Source organism: Endozoicomonas sp. GU-1 (assembly GCF_027366395.1).
Classification (GTDB): domain Bacteria; phylum Pseudomonadota; class Gammaproteobacteria; order Pseudomonadales; family Endozoicomonadaceae; genus Endozoicomonas.
The window spans coordinates 4,925,447-4,941,034 of sequence record NZ_CP114771.1 but is presented as its reverse complement, the minus strand read 5'-3'; the positions used below and the strand labels follow the sequence as shown (position 1 = coordinate 4,941,034).

The 15,588-nt window shown below is 50.0% G+C and carries 15 protein-coding genes and 1 pseudogene; 2 read left to right on the top strand and 14 right to left on the bottom strand.

From position 1 onward, the window contains the following. Positions 1-145 precede the first annotated feature (145 nt). Positions 146-1,240 carry a cell division protein ZapE gene (zapE, locus tag O3276_RS20615; protein WP_269672998.1) on the top strand — a complete coding sequence of 365 codons (1,095 nt, stop codon included), beginning with the start codon at positions 146-148 and terminating at the stop codon, positions 1,238-1,240. After that, positions 1,237-1,815, top strand: coding sequence for an SDR family oxidoreductase (locus O3276_RS20610; RefSeq protein ID WP_332328288.1), 579 nt, complete (start codon positions 1,237-1,239; stop codon positions 1,813-1,815). The genes zapE and O3276_RS20610 overlap by 4 nt, the downstream gene beginning before the upstream one ends. A gap of 217 nt (positions 1,816-2,032) precedes the next feature. Here O3276_RS20610 and O3276_RS20605 read toward each other — a convergent pair whose 3' ends face one another. From O3276_RS20605 to lspA, 14 genes and pseudogenes are all read right to left on the bottom strand, one after another. After that, positions 2,033-2,509: a pilus assembly PilX family protein gene (locus O3276_RS20605; RefSeq protein ID WP_269672997.1), complete on the bottom strand. Its 477-nt coding sequence runs from the start codon at positions 2,507-2,509 to the stop codon at positions 2,033-2,035. A gap of 140 nt (positions 2,510-2,649) precedes the next feature. Then, positions 2,650-3,051 carry a type IV pilin protein gene (locus O3276_RS20600; protein ID WP_269672996.1) on the bottom strand — a complete coding sequence of 134 codons (402 nt, stop codon included), beginning with the start codon at positions 3,049-3,051 and terminating at the stop codon, positions 2,650-2,652. Between the two features lie 32 nt (positions 3,052-3,083). Next, positions 3,084-3,872, bottom strand: a complete 789-nt coding sequence (locus O3276_RS20595) for a PilW family protein (protein WP_269672995.1) — start codon at positions 3,870-3,872, stop codon at positions 3,084-3,086. A gap of 3 nt (positions 3,873-3,875) precedes the next feature. Further along, a complete protein-coding gene (gene pilV / locus O3276_RS20590) occupies positions 3,876-4,472 on the bottom strand; it encodes a type IV pilus modification protein PilV (protein ID WP_269672994.1) in 597 nt (198 codons plus the stop codon). Beyond that, on the bottom strand, positions 4,469-5,008 hold the full coding sequence (locus tag O3276_RS20585) for a GspH/FimT family pseudopilin (protein WP_269672993.1): 540 nt from the start codon (positions 5,006-5,008) through the stop codon (positions 4,469-4,471). The genes pilV (O3276_RS20590) and O3276_RS20585 overlap by 4 nt, the downstream gene beginning before the upstream one ends. Before the next feature lie 117 nt (positions 5,009-5,125). Next, entirely contained in the window at positions 5,126-5,533 is a 408-nt protein-coding gene (locus tag O3276_RS20580; RefSeq protein ID WP_269672992.1) for a type IV pilin protein, read from the bottom strand. A gap of 1 nt (position 5,534) precedes the next feature. Continuing rightward, complete coding sequence (locus O3276_RS20575) at positions 5,535-10,310, bottom strand: pilus assembly protein (RefSeq protein WP_269672991.1); 4,776 nt, start codon at positions 10,308-10,310, stop codon at positions 5,535-5,537. Between the two features lie 44 nt (positions 10,311-10,354). Further along, the gene (locus O3276_RS20570) at positions 10,355-10,972 is read right to left on the bottom strand and encodes a pilus assembly PilX family protein (protein WP_269676025.1); all 618 of its coding nucleotides are present in this window, start codon (positions 10,970-10,972) and stop codon (positions 10,355-10,357) included. Next, positions 10,972-12,021: a PilW family protein gene (locus O3276_RS20565; RefSeq protein WP_269672990.1), complete on the bottom strand. Its 1,050-nt coding sequence runs from the start codon at positions 12,019-12,021 to the stop codon at positions 10,972-10,974. Before O3276_RS20565 ends, O3276_RS20570 begins: the two co-directional genes overlap by 1 nt. Then, the gene (pilV, locus tag O3276_RS20560; protein ID WP_269672989.1) at positions 12,018-12,536 is read right to left on the bottom strand and encodes a type IV pilus modification protein PilV; all 519 of its coding nucleotides are present in this window, start codon (positions 12,534-12,536) and stop codon (positions 12,018-12,020) included. Before pilV (O3276_RS20560) ends, O3276_RS20565 begins: the two co-directional genes overlap by 4 nt. Continuing rightward, the gene (locus tag O3276_RS20555) at positions 12,527-13,144 is read right to left on the bottom strand and encodes a GspH/FimT family pseudopilin (protein WP_269672988.1); all 618 of its coding nucleotides are present in this window, start codon (positions 13,142-13,144) and stop codon (positions 12,527-12,529) included. Before O3276_RS20555 ends, pilV (O3276_RS20560) begins: the two co-directional genes overlap by 10 nt. A 343-nt stretch (positions 13,145-13,487) precedes the next feature. Then, positions 13,488-14,439, bottom strand: a pseudogene (gene ispH, locus O3276_RS20550) (4-hydroxy-3-methylbut-2-enyl diphosphate reductase). A 50-nt stretch (positions 14,440-14,489) separates the two neighbouring features. Then, the gene (gene fkpB, locus O3276_RS20545; RefSeq protein WP_269672987.1) at positions 14,490-14,927 is read right to left on the bottom strand and encodes an FKBP-type peptidyl-prolyl cis-trans isomerase; all 438 of its coding nucleotides are present in this window, start codon (positions 14,925-14,927) and stop codon (positions 14,490-14,492) included. Between the two features lie 20 nt (positions 14,928-14,947). Then, positions 14,948-15,454: a signal peptidase II gene (lspA, locus tag O3276_RS20540; protein WP_269672986.1), complete on the bottom strand. Its 507-nt coding sequence runs from the start codon at positions 15,452-15,454 to the stop codon at positions 14,948-14,950. Positions 15,455-15,588: the final 134 nt, after the last annotated feature.

Here is a 15,588-nt window from a genome sequence, read left to right as displayed (position 1 = left end):
AAAGCCTATGATGACCGAACCCGGCCTGAAAAGGTTCAGTTCAGCAAGCCTTGCCACCTGACCGTAGTCCAGTTACATTGACAGCTTTTGCCCCGTTGGCAAATATGAAAACAATAAGCAGCGCTCCTTTATCCAGTATTTGATTATGACCCCGCAAGCTTGTTATCACAGGGATATCACCCAAAAAGGTTTTAGCAGGGACCCCGCCCAGGCTGAGGCGGTAAAACACTTGCAAAACCTCTATGAACAGCTGATCCAGCCACCCGGGGGATCACTCCTCAAGAAGATCAAAGGTGCCCTCGGCAAGCCTCGTGAGCCGTTACGTGGCCTCTATTTCTGGGGGGGCGTTGGCCGGGGTAAAACCTGGCTGATGGACACCTTTTATCACTGCCTGCCCTTTCAGGATAAGCTGCGCATGCACTTCCACCACTTTATGCGCCGGGTGCATGCCGAGCTTAAGACACTGGAGGGACAGAAAAACCCGCTATCAAGCGTCGCTGAACGTCTTTCCAAAGAAGCAAGGATCATCTGCTTTGATGAGTTCTTTGTTTCCGACATCACGGACGCCATGATCCTGGCCGGTTTAATGGATCAACTGTTTCAGCGGGGCGTCACCCTGGTCGCCACATCGAATGTGGACCCCGACCTTCTCTACAGGGATGGACTGCAAAGGGCCCGTTTCCTTCCGGCCATCGACCTGATAAAAAAGCACACCCTGGTGGTGAATGTTGATGGCAATATTGACTATCGCCTGCGTCTTCTGGAAAAAGCTGAAACCTACTATTGGCCCCTCAATAAGGCCAACCATGAAAAGCTGGAGCGGATATTTTCAGAGCTGGCTGCTGACCCGGAACATATTGAGTCGGGCCAGAGCATCGAAATATCAGGACGCCCGATCAACACCGTAAAGTCAGGCAGAGATGTGGCCTGGTTTACCTTTACGGATCTGTGCGATGGCCCCCGCAGCCAGAATGACTATATCGAGCTTGCCTGCCTGTACCATTCAGTCATTGTTCAGGATGTCCCTCAGTTTGATGCCAACCGGAATGATCAGGCCCGCCGCTTCATCAATCTGATTGACGAGTTCTATGACCGTGGCGTAAAACTTATTTTATCCAGTGAAGTTCATCTTGAAGCACTCTATGCCAGTGGTGCTCTGTCGTTTGAGTTCAAGAGAACGCGCAGTCGTCTGCAGGAGATGCAGTCTACAGAGTATCTTGCCCGGCCTCACAAGCCATAAGCGCGTCGAAAATAAATACAGGAGTTTCATCGTATGGATCTTGGTATTCAAAACAAAGTTTTCATATCGATGGACTGGTCATCAATGCCGGAGGCCCGGCACCGGGTTTCTTTGAAGAGTTTGATGATCAAGCCTGGCAGGCTGCTTTTGAATTGACGCTGATGAGCGCCATACGACTGATCAGGGCAACGCTGCCGGCGCTTAAAGTAAACGGCGGCAGCATTCTTACCCTGACCTCCTCCGCCGTAAAGGAACCCATCGATATTCTGGTGATGAGTAATGTCATGCGTTCAGGCGTCAACAGTCTGGTAAAAACACTCGCAACCGACTTGGCGCAATACAATATCCGCATCAACAATCTGATTCCGGGCTCCATCAATACGGATCGAATCAAAGCCCTGAACATGTTCCTGGCGCAACGGTCTGATACCAGCCCGGGCAAAGTTCGAAAAGCGGCCGAGTCAGCTATTCCCATGGGGCGTTACGGCAAGCCTGAAGAGTTTGCCAATGCTGCCGCATTTTTGCTTTCCGATGCGGCCAGTTACATCACCGGAACCAATACGGTGGAAAAATGAAGAGCGTCTGATTCAGGATCTGTTGGCCTAAGCTTCCAAACGCAGAAGCCCTTAACCCGGATATTTCATAAACGTGCTTCCGCTCTCGCTTGTCCTTTGCCGCTCTAAGGGAGTTGTGTTCAGTCGACCGTACTCCCCGGTACGGCGCTCCCTCACAAAATCCCTTAGAGCGACAAATTCCTACGCGAGATTCGGGGCAGTTTATGAAATATCCGGGTTAGCTTCCTGGTAATGTATCAACGAAGATAATCCCCATAGTCTGGCTTGAACTGGCTCCGTTACCATTGAGCGTAGCTATGCTGTCTAACTCATAAACACGGCCAATGAATTTAGCAATGTCAAATCCGGGGGGAGGAAGGGTATTGGAAACATACCTGAGTGTAACCCTCTGACATATTCCAACTGCATTGTTACACCCACCCGGATTAACAATAGGAGACAGAGTTTCCTGCTTCGCGGTGAAGGCGTTACGGAAATGTACGGGATTGGCATCCAGGTAGGAAAATTGGCTTTCCAACTCATTGAAGGCAACCTGATATACCTCAATGGTTCGCTGTTCATTGCCTACAGTTACTTCTTCCAGCAATGCTGTTTCCATAACCATAAGACCGGAAAACGTCATAACAAGCATGACAATCATAACGATTAATAAAAAAGAACCCGTCTGCTTGCGTTGCTCTGAACCGCTTTCCATAATGACAGCCCGTATTAATGAGGTCTTCAAATGGTGCTATCGACTGATCATTCTGCCACATAATATCCATCGAGCTTTTTCATCAGTGAAATTCCAAACGGGTTATTGCAAATCATCTACCTGCCGACATCTTGCTAACATCATCGCCAGTGGCTTTGAGGTGTTCGTGCTCCGCGGCTGTCCAAAGTCATATTGCCATCTTCTGCCTGCAAACCCTGGGCAACAGCAGTTAACTGCACGCAGCGCTCCAGGGAGTCTGAACCACACTGAGCGGCCTGTATCTGGTAAGTACCAGTTTCAGACTCTACAGGGCTTGTGGTGTCAAACCCTAAATCGGCCAGATTGGCAGTGTATCTCAACATCTCAGTGTAATACCGTTCCTGCTGCTGCATGACGTTCAACAGCATGGCAGCACCCTCACCTCTTTTTGATTCGGTGACATATTGCCGATAGCTGGGCAGCATAATGCTTGCCAAAATACCAATAATGGCCACAACAATCATCAGTTCAATCAAGGTGAAACCTTTATTAACCTTATTCATCGGTTCTCTCTCCGGAGCTCTCGGACAGCCTCCTAAAATCCAGCATTATTCAAACGGATGGCTGTGCTGTACATGTACCTGGGCGTCTGATCATCCATTGTCAAACTGCCACTATCGAGCAGGTTATAGGTTCTGGACCTTCTATCAAAAATACGTGACTCCTTTCCAGCACTGACCAGCACGCCAACACGAATGCCTAAAACCTGTCGCCAGTCTGCCACCCCAGAGGCTGTCACATACTGGTTAATACTTGACTCCCCCGCCGGTGCAATCCCATAAAGTGCCTGCAATCGCTCCACACCCTGAACCAGTGCCTGGGCATTCCCCCGTGGAGTTCCCGTTAATGGATCATAACCACGGCAAAACAGGGTGCTGATGTGATCGTTTGCATGGTCCGGTGCTACAAAATAGACGTCTGCTGTCAATGCCCCCGGGACAACGGTTGCTCCGGTACAGTCCTGAAGTTGACCATTATCACGATTTGGCACGGGCTCATATTGAATCGCCACTCTGTCACTGTTGGTACCACCACCTTCAATCGTACAGGTCGCCCCCCCTTCGCATCTTCCCAGGTAGAAAGGTTGTATTGAGCCTGCTCCAATCTCGGATCTGAAGCCGGCTCTACGAAACTCAGTACTCATGATATAGAGACTATGACGTCCGTTTTCCTGGGCTGTGGCAATAAACTCATTCACACTGGCGGAGCGACTATTGTTCACCATTAACTGTAAAGCACTGCCTGCGACTATCAGCCCCATAAGAAAGGCCAGCATCATTTCTACAATGCTGAACCCCTTTTGATGATGAATTATATTGGGCATTGTTCAATTCCTGACGTACCTGAATTCAACCTGCTGACGATCCCCAAGAACACCTTTTTCCGTTCCCCTTGCGGCCCAGGAAATCAGGACCCTGACTTTATCCGTCGGCAAACAGGAGCCATCACAGCTGATGTCGATTCTCGGTTCGATCACGATATTGGCACTGCCGCACATCAAACCATGAATATCAAACGCCGCCATTTGATCAGCATTACATGTGGTACCAATACAACGGGGAGGAGGTGCCTGGCAGTAGGAACCCAAATTGGCGGAGGCGTTTGATGATTCTCTCTGATAAGCAGAGTTTGCCAGCCCGGCCGGGTTTAGCCTCATTACCTCAGCAGCGGCATTCACCATCCATACGGCCTGGGATCGCTGGATAGCGTCATGATTCGCTCGAATGGCCTGACTTTGCATACCAGTAACCGCGATTACGCCACCGGCAAAAATCAGCACACCGACCATGACTTCAACAATACCGATCCCTTTTTGCCGCAAAGGCCCGGGCTGTCTTCCTGTCTTGTGAAAAGCCGCAACCGAAAGGGAACCTGGTTCAGCATTTACGGGGCTGGCATTGGCAGGATTGATATGGTTGGTCATAAACAATTCACACCCTCACGCTTGCGAATCAACCCTGATCCTGAAATATTCACCAGTCGCTGAAACACTGGTCTTTTTGGCACCGAACATAACGTGAACCCACCCTGATGAACTGCGCTCCCCCTGGGTCTGAAACTGAGTACCTCAGCATTGCTGTGCCACAGAATTTCAACCGGGCTGCTGACCGGGTTATAAACCCGAATAACCTCTTCACCCCAGTCAACATAGTTGTTGCCATTACGGTTAACGAAAACAATCCAGCCATCTGCCCAGTTCACCCCGGGCTGACAGCCACTGCCAGTTGTAGAGCGACAGACGCTGACGGTTTCAGCCCGCTTGATCGCTTCACTTCTGGCCAGAACCGCACTGGCATAGAGCCGCTGATTCACATAATCAAGCTTGAACCCTTCAGCAACCTGCCCGATGGGAATCACCAGATTGACCATGATGGCGATCAGGACAATCGTGATCATCATCTCTACAAGCGTGAAGCCACGGTTGTATTTATGGTTTAACGTTGTTTGAAGAAATAACAAACCCACCTACTTCCCTGTCGAGGACGCCTTTCTTTAAATCTAGGTGTGTGAGTTAAACCGACGTTCAGAAGTCGATAGACGGTACAAAAACAAGGATAAAAACTGGAAGTCGTCCGTTTATTTCCAGCACGCTTCCGGGGCCAGAACCCCTAAATGATCCACAGTAAACTGTGTACAACCTGAGTCCGTAGCCTGGACACCATTGCCCAGCGCAGTGGCTGTCAGGGTAAATGAGGAGTTGTCGGCTTCAACGCTCAGGTTGTAATAACCCTCGGGAGAACTGCTTCCACCGAGCATATCCATAGAGTCTGTATAGGTATGGTTAACAGAGTACCAGCGCTCCTGGGCAGCCATAGCGGCGGTCAGGGCGGCCCAGGCATCGCTGCGTCGAACTTCATACATATACTGGCTGTAGGAGGGATAGACGATACCTGCCAGAAGACCAATTATGGCGACAACAATAATCAGCTCGGGTAATGAAAACCCCTTTTCATGACTATTTTTCACTGGTTTATCTGTATTCATATCAATCAATCCATGGAATGCTGAAAATCTGCCACCAGCTCTGCCGTCCTTCTGAGCTGAAACTGTAATCAAGGTTTGTTGCCGTAATACTGCCCCCGGCCCCCTGGGTCACCGCAGTCAGTTTCCCTCCTTCCCCCTGATGGACCACCGGTGAAGAAGCATAACCGATCCCCAGACTCACCTTATTCAGGGAACGCTCCAGCTCCAGACTTTCCACAGGCACACTGCCCAGGACGGCATCAGGCGATGCGGTACCGGTCAGGTAATGAACGGCATAAAGTGAGCTTGTACCATCAATGGAACAACTGTCCGCAGGTGGACGGTATTCAGTAAACAGGATTTGGGAGAACAGCCTGGCAGCGCGGTTCACACTTCGTCCGGCTGGGCCAGAGCCATCAACACTGAGAGGCAGCGTCCACCCCCCCTGCTCAGCGACCACCGCCTGTAAGGTACCGAAACTGTTGATGGTTCGGGAGCCTACCGTAAATGGCGTATAGGAGGAGTCTGACTTCTGCACGACATCACCATTGGTAAATACAACCACATCCCCCACATTGACCAGATTGCTCTGGCTGACAGATGCATAGGTAAACTGCCTGGAGCTGTTCAACGGCTCCTGAACACCGTAGAAATAGTTGGCCTCCGTACTGCGATTGTCACCATTGGTCAGCAGCCGACCTGTTCCGGAGTATACCCAGAAGCTGTTGTCATCAGTCACGGTCATGGGGGGGGCCATAATCGGCTGTCCGGCATCCATAAACACATTCAGGCTGGAGTTTTCCAGTGCTGATGTCAGCCTTAGCCTCATCAGCTTTCCGCTCAAACCGGCACCTCCGGTCTCAACCGTGCCAAAGTAAACGGCATTATCCTGGTAATCCCGGTCCCAGTCTTCAGCCACCATATCGCCTGCATAAGCCGTGGAATAGGAGGTCACAAGGGGATCAAAACCGGTAACAAAATTCTTGTTATTCAGATCATAAGCAAATACCCGAAGATTCTGATCCGACGTTCCCTGCTCCAGGGCTGATCTCAGGGCAGTAGACCCGCTGCCTGCTGGCCCGGAGCCAAACACCAGGTACCATTCGTTTTGTACCGGATTACTCCAATCGGTCTCGCCATTAACATCCGCACCAGCTTTCCGCCGTTTAACCAGCGCAGGCTGTGAGGTGGTAAAACCCAGATCAGCATGGGTAATTTCAGCCAGCAACTCCGGTGGTTGCTCGGGATCAGTGATATCCAACACCACCCAGGCAGAGCGCATGGTACGACTTTCACTGTCGATGGTGACATCAATATTGCCCCCTCCCAGTCTCATACCCACCACCAGAACCGTTCCCCAGCCACCAGGATGAGTGCTGTCATCAGCGAAGATATTGGCATCGAAGACCATCGGTTCCGAATCCATGTAATAAACATGGGGGTAATCGGTCTCAGTGAGCCAGCGAAGGTGAGGTAACAGATTCATTGGTGCGTAACTCCAAAGCTCTGAACCCAGCGGATGCTGTACCTCACCATGACTGGCTGTGCGCTCATAGCGGTAGGAACTCTCTTCCCAGAACCCGCCATTAAAGGCATGAATCAAACCATCGTTGGCTCCGACGTAGAGCATATGCCGCCGATTCAGGTATTGATTGCGGAAGGTTCGATAGCTGCTGTCGTTGTAATAGGCGTCGTAACGACTATCGGGTGCTGCCACCAGTCTGGGTGTTGAGTGAACGATGTCCCCAAGGCGCCAGACTTCATCAATACCATCTTCATCAAAGTCGATGGTACGGGAACGGGTGCCAGCCTGCTCTTCTCCCCGAACATAGTTAACGACAGTAGCGACTTCACTGGCAGAGATGCCCAGATACCCTTCATGTCCAGTAAAGGTTGAAGGCATAAACGGCAGCTGTTCATCATCGTCCACCTGCTGATTATTATTGATATCCAGCCAGGTCAGCATATGTCGGCCACCGGAGGCGAGTGCGTTATAGGTTCGCTGGTTGGTCAGGTCACTCAATAAGGCCAGCTGCTCTCTGGCATCCCAAATTGTTTCCAGCGAAGCGAGTGATTTCAGCGGGCCATCGGCTACCCTGGTGACACCAAAGTCGTCAGAGTTGTAGCGCTGGACCATGGTCTGCCCGGCATTCGGATCAAAAAACAGTTCAACAATTTTATCTGAGCGGTAGTCATCCAGTTGGGCATTCCCGTTGCCATCTTCACGGATATAGCCTTTGCTATCGATAAACAGTGAATGGAGAATACCGCCCCAGGTCACCGACTTGCCATTGATATCCAGGCTTGGCTGAAACAGTGCCTGATAGATCGCGCCAGTGCCTGTAGAGCTATTGGCAAACAGCGCCGCATTCGTTGCCGAAGAGACCCGACTGGAAATATCTTCAAGTACCTGCCCCAACTGACTGGCAAGCAAGGCTGGATTTCTGGCGAAAAAATAGTTATCCGGCAAGCCATCCGAGCCCAGGGCTCCCGTCACATTATTTCTATTGTCCCACTCACGGTGATCGTCGCTATCAGGGCTGCCATCCCCATCAGCATCATGATTGGGACTGCCATCGCCATCAAGATCGATAAAGCCACCGTATTTTGCCGCAAGAAACAGCGGTTTGGGCAACACGCCAGCAGCCGCTCCGGAGGCGGTAAAATCAGTAACCTTAAATGCGGTTGTTCCCTTGTAGGCATAATCAGTTTGCAGTCCATCACGCCCCGAACTCCCGGTGACGGTGTAAGAGAAGCGCATATTCAGACCGGCAAATACGCCATCCACCTGCACAGCCACCCTGACTTCATTGGCATTAAACCCGGTTGTCGTCAGCGTGCTGTCTGTGGTTTGGTTGCATTGATTGCCAACACAGAACTTGATTCTGGAAGAAGCGTCATAGTCGTAGTCATTTCCCCAGAGCGAATCCTCCCAGGTAAACAGAAGAGAGCCCTGAACAACCTGTCCTGTGGCATTCAGTATCTGCTCTTCAATCACCACATCGGTTAAAGAGCAGTCACTGATATTGTTACCATTGAAGTTAGAGCTACTCTGACAAAACGGCTGAAAAGTAAATGATTTACCATTCACATCCAAGGTAAAACCCGGCAAGGATTCGGCCATTTCAATGGCATAAGTTTTCACTTTCTGAGAACCGTCAAAATCGGTACGCAGGTCGCTGGTATTTCCATAATAAGCAAGTCCTGCTGCCTGATACCCCCCTTCCAGCTGAGGAATTTCCGGGCACAGGCCAACGGCTTTAGAAAGTCCTGACAAATACTTTGAAGTGCATTGACGTTTACTTCCGGTTCCGCCAACCAGGTAGTTACCGGCAAAATTACCGCCATACTCATGGTTGCCCACTTCATCTGTTTTGCTATTTACGGAGCTGGTTCCTGTCATTCCAGGCAGGTCCGAACTGCTGGATAGCTGATCGGTATCGAAAGAATTCAGGCCTGTGGATAACACAATAATGGAGCAGTTGGCACAGGCACTTTCCGATGACATGGGATTGGCCCAGCTTTCCCTGGATAAGTCACTGACAAAAGCACGGTCATTCGTGGTATCAAAACTACTGGTAGCCGCTGAATTTCCGGAAAAATAGCGAAGTGCCTCTAAATAAAGTTCAGCCAGCGGATTGCCCCACATACTGCAATGCTTAGAGGAGTATGTGCCTCTGCTGCCTTTAAAGTCCGAAACAGAAATTCCGTAAGTACCGCAATCCGTATATTTGTTCTGGGAAAAACTGTACTTCGCCAGTCTGAACTTATTGATGTTATGAATAATGCCTTCAACACTGTTGAAACGGCCGGTAGCCAGGTCTATCTCATCATCAACACTCTGCGTATTACCGGCAATTTTGCTGATATTTTTCCGCAATACGCCACCGGAAATATTTTTATCATAAGAACCACTAATTAAGCCAAAGCGAATATCCCCTGACTCACCATACTGCTGAAGCAAGCCTGTGGGTTTGCTATTGCCGGTGCTGTACAGCTTACAGCGATCGGTATTAACAGCGTCTTTATCTGTGACACAAGCCTCAATATAAACGTCATTCGTTGTTAATCTGTACCAGGTAGAAGGACTGTTTACTCTACCCCACTGACACTGTCTTTCTTCAGTTGAAGCCCATCGCGGCCAAGCTTCCCTGGCAACCCTGACTTCAGGCGTGCCATTTTCGGAACCGGCAACATTGCAAAGGCTGATCTCACTGTCGCTAAAGGGCGTAAAATTTTCTGTTGGAATACCAGAAACACTGCTTCTGTACACCTTAACAAATGCATGTACATCCCTGGGGATATAAGCCCGTTCCAGTATCGTTTGATTATCGGTATCCGTTGATCGCTTGCCACCAAAAAGCACCGTTCTGAGGATGTCCATCCGTGTCATGGTGGCCCAGTTCAGAAAGTTACCACTCCAGGGAGCCTCAGAGGTGGTGCAATAGTGCCCGTGATCACCGGTGGCTTGGGCTACCGGAGAATAGCGTCCGGAAGCGTATTGATAGCACCAGCCACTGTCGAAATACCCGAGATAGTCAAAACTGTCCACATAGCTGGTATCCAGTCGTCCATCCGAATCCAGGTCCGTATAATCGCTGTACGCTTTTTTAAAAAGTTCATGATCAACGGACATCACCAGCATCACCAGTGGCTCCGATGTATTACTGATCAAGGGGGGCGTTGCTGCATAATCACTGGAAACCGCTTCAGCATTGGCCCTTAAAGAAAACAGCAACAGCAATCCGAACAACATGACCTGCCTGAGAGTAAAACCATGTGAGGTATATCGATCCATGATCACCTCCGCTTCCCTGTTAATATTCCAACGTTAACTCAAAATCAGCTGCTTTTTTTATACGACGTTTGAAGCATTACCCGCGAATCACCCGAACCGCCAGTAGCCAGAGCGGTAATCCGATAGAATTGAGCCCAGTCCCCACGGTTGGCCGGGTCTGGTAAAGGCCCTGATGCCTCTTTGGCGATATAGCAGCGAAACTCAATAATGTATTTGGCCCGGGCTGATATACCGCTGATGGTAACTGTCGTCACTCTGTGCCGATCGCTCGCACTCCACAAGGTACCCGTTAACCAGGGCTCGGAAACACCCGGGTCACAGCTGCCAATATCGTCAATATCGCTTCCGGCAAAACAGTACCCATTGTCACAATTCACGCCAAAGCCTGATAAGGCCAGTTCATTATCGGCAATAAAATTTTCCGCCTCTTTTAACGCCGCCTCTGCCGCATAAAATGCCATCTGCTGATCCTGATAATTACCACTCATCTTCTCTTCAAGCGTTGCCATTTTTACAGCGGTCAAACCAGCAACCGTCATAACCAGCAACATCACCAGGCTGACCAGCAATATACTTCCTCTCTCACCTGTTTCCGGATGCAATAAACGGCTTTTCCAGAAAGACTCAGTATGTTGGCCTGCGGCAGTTAAAATGATTCCCATCACAGCCCCCGGTTCCTCAGCTTAATGGTTTTCATAAAGCTTCGACGAACATAGAGATCATCAGGCAGCACTCGCTGGCCAGCAAAGAAATAGGCCTGAGCTTCCGGAGCCACTTCAGTAAAACTCCGAACCAGCAGTTCAAGCTTGACCGTAATAATCTGCCGCCACTCATCGCTGTAAGGTGTTATTTCACCGACGGTCATATACCGGTTGGCAACCCCGTCATTATCACTGTCCAGCCCATAACGAATACTCAGGTCTTCAATGCCTTCGACCAGCGCTTCTGTATTGATGCTATTGCCACTGGCGTATTCACCCGCCAGTTTCCGGTACAGTGTCGGTACGTTATTGCTTTCCCTCAGATAGAAGGCATAAGACTGCAAAGGTGCCAGTCGTGATCCCCGGTGACTGATATTGCCGGAACCAACAGTACTGCCATGACAACTGAAGTTACCCTGTAACTGACTGATACAGTTGTAAAGGCTGCTACTGCCTGCTGCCGGATGCGTCACCACACTATTGGTTGTTGCCGCCCCTGCCCGGAAAATGGAAACCTGCCCACAGTCTGATGAAATCAGCGCCAGAAGATCACCTTCATCATGGCTACGGCTTTGTGCCAGTGTTGCCGAAGCAGTGCCAGTATTATGGCCACTGACCAGGGTGGACTGATTGCTATCAACACTGTGGATAATAATGGCTTCAGAGATAGCATTGCTGTCCAGCTGCTGCTCAACACTGTTACCGGCAGGAATGCCCAGAACGCCTTTATCAAAATGCATCATCCACTGACGATTATCGTTATCGGAATAGACTAAATTGGCCAGCTTTGCCTGGGCAGGACAGCCGGTATATCCCGCAGTACTGATACTTTGCCCCAGAATATCCAGGGCCAGCCGACCATTTTCCTGAACCCGTGCCAGCTCATCCTGCAATACCCACGATCGGCTGGATGCCAGTACCAGGTGGCCAACCCCGGTAAAAAGAACCAGACCAAGGACCAGGGCAATCATCATTTCAACCAAAGAGAATCCTTTCTCACTCCGCTTCATAGTATCCCCTTTAATACCACATCACTCAGGGGGGCCCTGTTGCCCATATCCGGGAAACTGAGACGAATGATATACGTTCGAACACCCTCACTGTCCTGGTAGGTAATTGAACCCGTGCTGCCCGGAATCTGGCAGGTCAGCTGAAACTTCCATTGCAGAATATCGTAGGCCGCCATTTCCTGAGGACTACAGCTTCCAGCTTCGCAGCTGTCGGGGTAGCCGCTGTCAATGCATTGGCTGTATTCAAGATCATTCAAACCTGCCTGATAACTGATACCGCTTCTGGCCAGGCTGTTGTTGGCCTGAATACGATCCAGCATATCCGTCGCTAAAAAGGTAGCCTGTGATTGCACATAGGCTGACTGGTTATACTGCAAACTGCTGCTATGTACTCCTGCCATACCAAGAATGCCGATGATGATCACCAGCAGGCTGATCAATACTTCTATCAACCCTGCACCCCGGTTCTTTTTCTCAGGGCTTTTGCCATCACTATGAACATCCTTCAGCCGCATGCGCCCCACTCCTCCGTCCGGAGACGGCCTGTCATGCTGATAATAATTGCTTTGGCATCACTGTTACTGTCCTGGTCACAAACCTGAAAAGTGCCTGCCTGACTGGTCTGGCCACGGCTATTGAAGCGAAGGCTGTAACCACGATTCCACAGGATTGAGATAAGCTCTGACTGCCCTGCAACACGACGAATCACCTGGTCACTGTCGTTCAATAGACCATCATCACGTTCATCCGTAAAAATAAGCCAGCCGTGATGCCAGCCAGCGTTACTTTCATCGCAGGTCAGATCATCCACAGTGCTACATAATGAAACGGTTCGTTGTCGTTTGACAGCCTCAGATCTGGCCAGCATCAAACTGCCATACAGTTCATCTGCCACATTATCGATCCGGTTATTGACGATAAGGGTTTTCATGCCGGGTGCCGACACTGCGATCAAAATAGCCGCAACGGACAGGGAGACCAGTAACTCAACCAGAGAAACACCCATTGTTTTTAACGGAGTTTGGGGGAAATATTCAGACGGGAAATGGCGATTGCTCTCACAGGCTGTATGAGAGCTGGCAACATGAATTGCTGAGAAACGATGCCCAACCTTGTACTTCATTGCCCAATCCCTGGCACTCAGTTTTTTTGATGATGTGCGGTATCCAATTGCCAGAAGCTGTCATGCCAACTGAATCTGCGTCAGGCTTTCTGGTGAGAAGACATTGCATCTTTTACCCAATTTTAAACCCGAAAACTGAAGTACCAGGATTTAATCTATTAAAGGTTCCTTTCCTTTGATCAATGGGTCAGCAATCAGCAGAAAGCCCAAAACCCGGTTAAAAATGCCAAGAGGCGTGTTAACCAACCTTTACAGCTTATCGTTATTCATGGCCATTGATCAGATTTTATTCAACGAATAACGTTTACTTTGACCGATTGTTTGCAAAAATTAAAAAAATGAATTAATCAGAAACCGCTTTCAAACGCAGCTCTCTAGGCATGGTAAAGACAATATTCTCTTCTTTACCAGCCAGCTCTTCCGGTAATTCTGCACCCAGTTCTTTTAACCGCGTGATAACGCCCTGAACCAGAATATCCGGTGCCGAAGCGCCTGCTGTGATACCAATGGATGCCTTGTCCACCAGCCATCCCGGTTTGACATCGTCGGCATTATCCACCAGATAAGCTTCAGCCCCCGGAGCGCTCGGCCAGTTCCCGCAGTCGGTTGGAGTTTGAGCTGTTCACTGAGCCGACCACCAACACCAGGTCACACTGTCCCGCCAGAATTTTTACCGCATCCTGCCGGTTCTGCGTGGCATAGCAAATATCGTCTTTCCGTGGTCCCTGTATCTCAGGGAACTTGAGACGCAGGGCTTCAATCACTTTGGCAGTGTCATCCATGGAAAGGGTTGTCTGGGTGACATAGGCCAGCCTGGAAGGGTCTGCTACCTCAAGAGCACGAACATCGTCTTCGTTTTCAACCAGATACATAGCACCGCCGTTTCGCGAGTCGTACTGCCCCATGGTGCCTTCCACTTCAGGGTGCCCATGGTGACCAATCAGTACACACTCCATGCCATCCCGGGAATAGCGCACCACTTCCATATGAACTTTTTTAACCAGCGGGCAGGAGGCATCAAACACTTTCAGGCCCCGACGTTGTGCTTCATCCTCTACAGCCCGGGAAACACCGTGGGCACTGAAAATAACGATGACGTCATCCGGTACCTGATTCAGCTCATCGACAAAGATTGCCCCACGCTCTTTCAGGTTTTCCACCACAAACTTGTTGTGGACCACCTCATGACGGACATAAATAGGAGGACCGAAAACATCAAGTGCCCGGTTGACGATCTCAATGGCACGGTCCACACCTGCACAAAAGCCACGGGGATTAGCCAGTTTGATTTTCATAGGGGAATCACCAACCTTTTCTGTCACTGCTTTATGGCTCTGGTTATCGCTCAAGGCGTCTCTACATCCAGAATCTGTACCTCAAAGGTCAGATGCCGACCTGCCAGAGGGTGATTGAAGTCAACTTCAACCATTTCATCATCAAAATTTCTGACCACGCCGGGAAGCTCACTGTTGGCCGCGTCAGAAAAGGACATCACCAGCCCTTCCTCCAGTTCAACCCCGCTGGCAAAACTGCCCCTGGCGATGCGCTGGAGATTATTGGGATTCGGCATACCAAACGCTTTTTCCGGAGGAATCCGGGACACCCGGTCTTCACCTGACGCCAGGCCATACAGCGTTTCTTCAAATCCTTCCGGGAGATTACCATCACCGATGATCAGGGATGCCGGTTTCTCCGCTGGTGTGCTGTCCACCACACTCCCATCATCCAGCTTCAGGGAAAAATGCAGAGTGACCTTGCTGCCTTTCTCAATTACTGCTGACACCGTGACTCGCTCCTGCTCTTCTATTTATCGTTGCTGCTACTTTCCACCGAAGGATTACTCCGGAACATATCCAGAATCAACATGGCGGCACCCACCGTAATGGCTGTATCCGCCAGATTGAATGCCGGAAAATACCAGTTTTTGTAGTAAAACAACAGGAAGTCGGTGACATGCCCATGCAACAACCGATCAATCAAATTCCCCAACGCACCGCCCAGTATTAATGACAGAGAGCAGGCCTGCCAGTTTTCCCCTGAGCGAAGCTGCTTCAACCACCCCACCAGCATGATGCTGACAATAATAGCGACACCACTGAGAAACCAGCGCTGCCAACCGGACGCATCACTGAGAAAACTGAAAGCAGCCCCGGTATTGTAGGCAAGGGTCAGGGAAAAGAAGGGCAATACCGGTAATTGCTGATAAAGGGAAAACGCCTCAATAACCCACCATTTTACCAGTTGGTCAAAGCCGAACACGATGGCACTGAGCCAGAGCCAGTGAAGCTTTCCTGAAGTATTACTCTGCATGGCCGGTTCCTGCTAAAAAATCCATATTATTCAGTGAGTCCTGTCAATACTAAGTGTCTTGAACCGCCGGAGGATAGTGCGAATTACCGAAATCCATAAGAATTTAACAAGTTACAACACCCCAGCGTTGAACA

Excerpts from the sequence above, each read along its gene's own strand:
- zapE (WP_269672998.1), top strand. The coding sequence starts at position 146 with ATGACCCCGCAAGCTTGTTATCACAGGGATATCACCCAAAAAGGTTTT.
- O3276_RS20605 (WP_269672997.1), bottom strand. The coding sequence starts at position 2,509 with ATGGAAAGCGGTTCAGAGCAACGCAAGCAGACGGGTTCTTTTTTATTA.
- O3276_RS20600 (WP_269672996.1), bottom strand. The coding sequence starts at position 3,051 with ATGAATAAGGTTAATAAAGGTTTCACCTTGATTGAACTGATGATTGTT.
- O3276_RS20595 (WP_269672995.1), bottom strand. The coding sequence starts at position 3,872 with ATGCCCAATATAATTCATCATCAAAAGGGGTTCAGCATTGTAGAAATG.
- pilV (WP_269672994.1), bottom strand. The coding sequence starts at position 4,472 with ATGACCAACCATATCAATCCTGCCAATGCCAGCCCCGTAAATGCTGAA.
- O3276_RS20580 (WP_269672992.1), bottom strand. The coding sequence starts at position 5,533 with ATGAATACAGATAAACCAGTGAAAAATAGTCATGAAAAGGGGTTTTCA.
- O3276_RS20575 (WP_269672991.1), bottom strand. The coding sequence starts at position 10,310 with ATGGATCGATATACCTCACATGGTTTTACTCTCAGGCAGGTCATGTTG.
- O3276_RS20570 (WP_269676025.1), bottom strand. The coding sequence starts at position 10,972 with ATGGGAATCATTTTAACTGCCGCAGGCCAACATACTGAGTCTTTCTGG.
- O3276_RS20565 (WP_269672990.1), bottom strand. The coding sequence starts at position 12,021 with ATGAAGCGGAGTGAGAAAGGATTCTCTTTGGTTGAAATGATGATTGCC.
- pilV (WP_269672989.1), bottom strand. The coding sequence starts at position 12,536 with ATGCGGCTGAAGGATGTTCATAGTGATGGCAAAAGCCCTGAGAAAAAG.
- O3276_RS20555 (WP_269672988.1), bottom strand. The coding sequence starts at position 13,144 with ATGAAGTACAAGGTTGGGCATCGTTTCTCAGCAATTCATGTTGCCAGC.
- lspA (WP_269672986.1), bottom strand. The coding sequence starts at position 15,454 with ATGCAGAGTAATACTTCAGGAAAGCTTCACTGGCTCTGGCTCAGTGCC.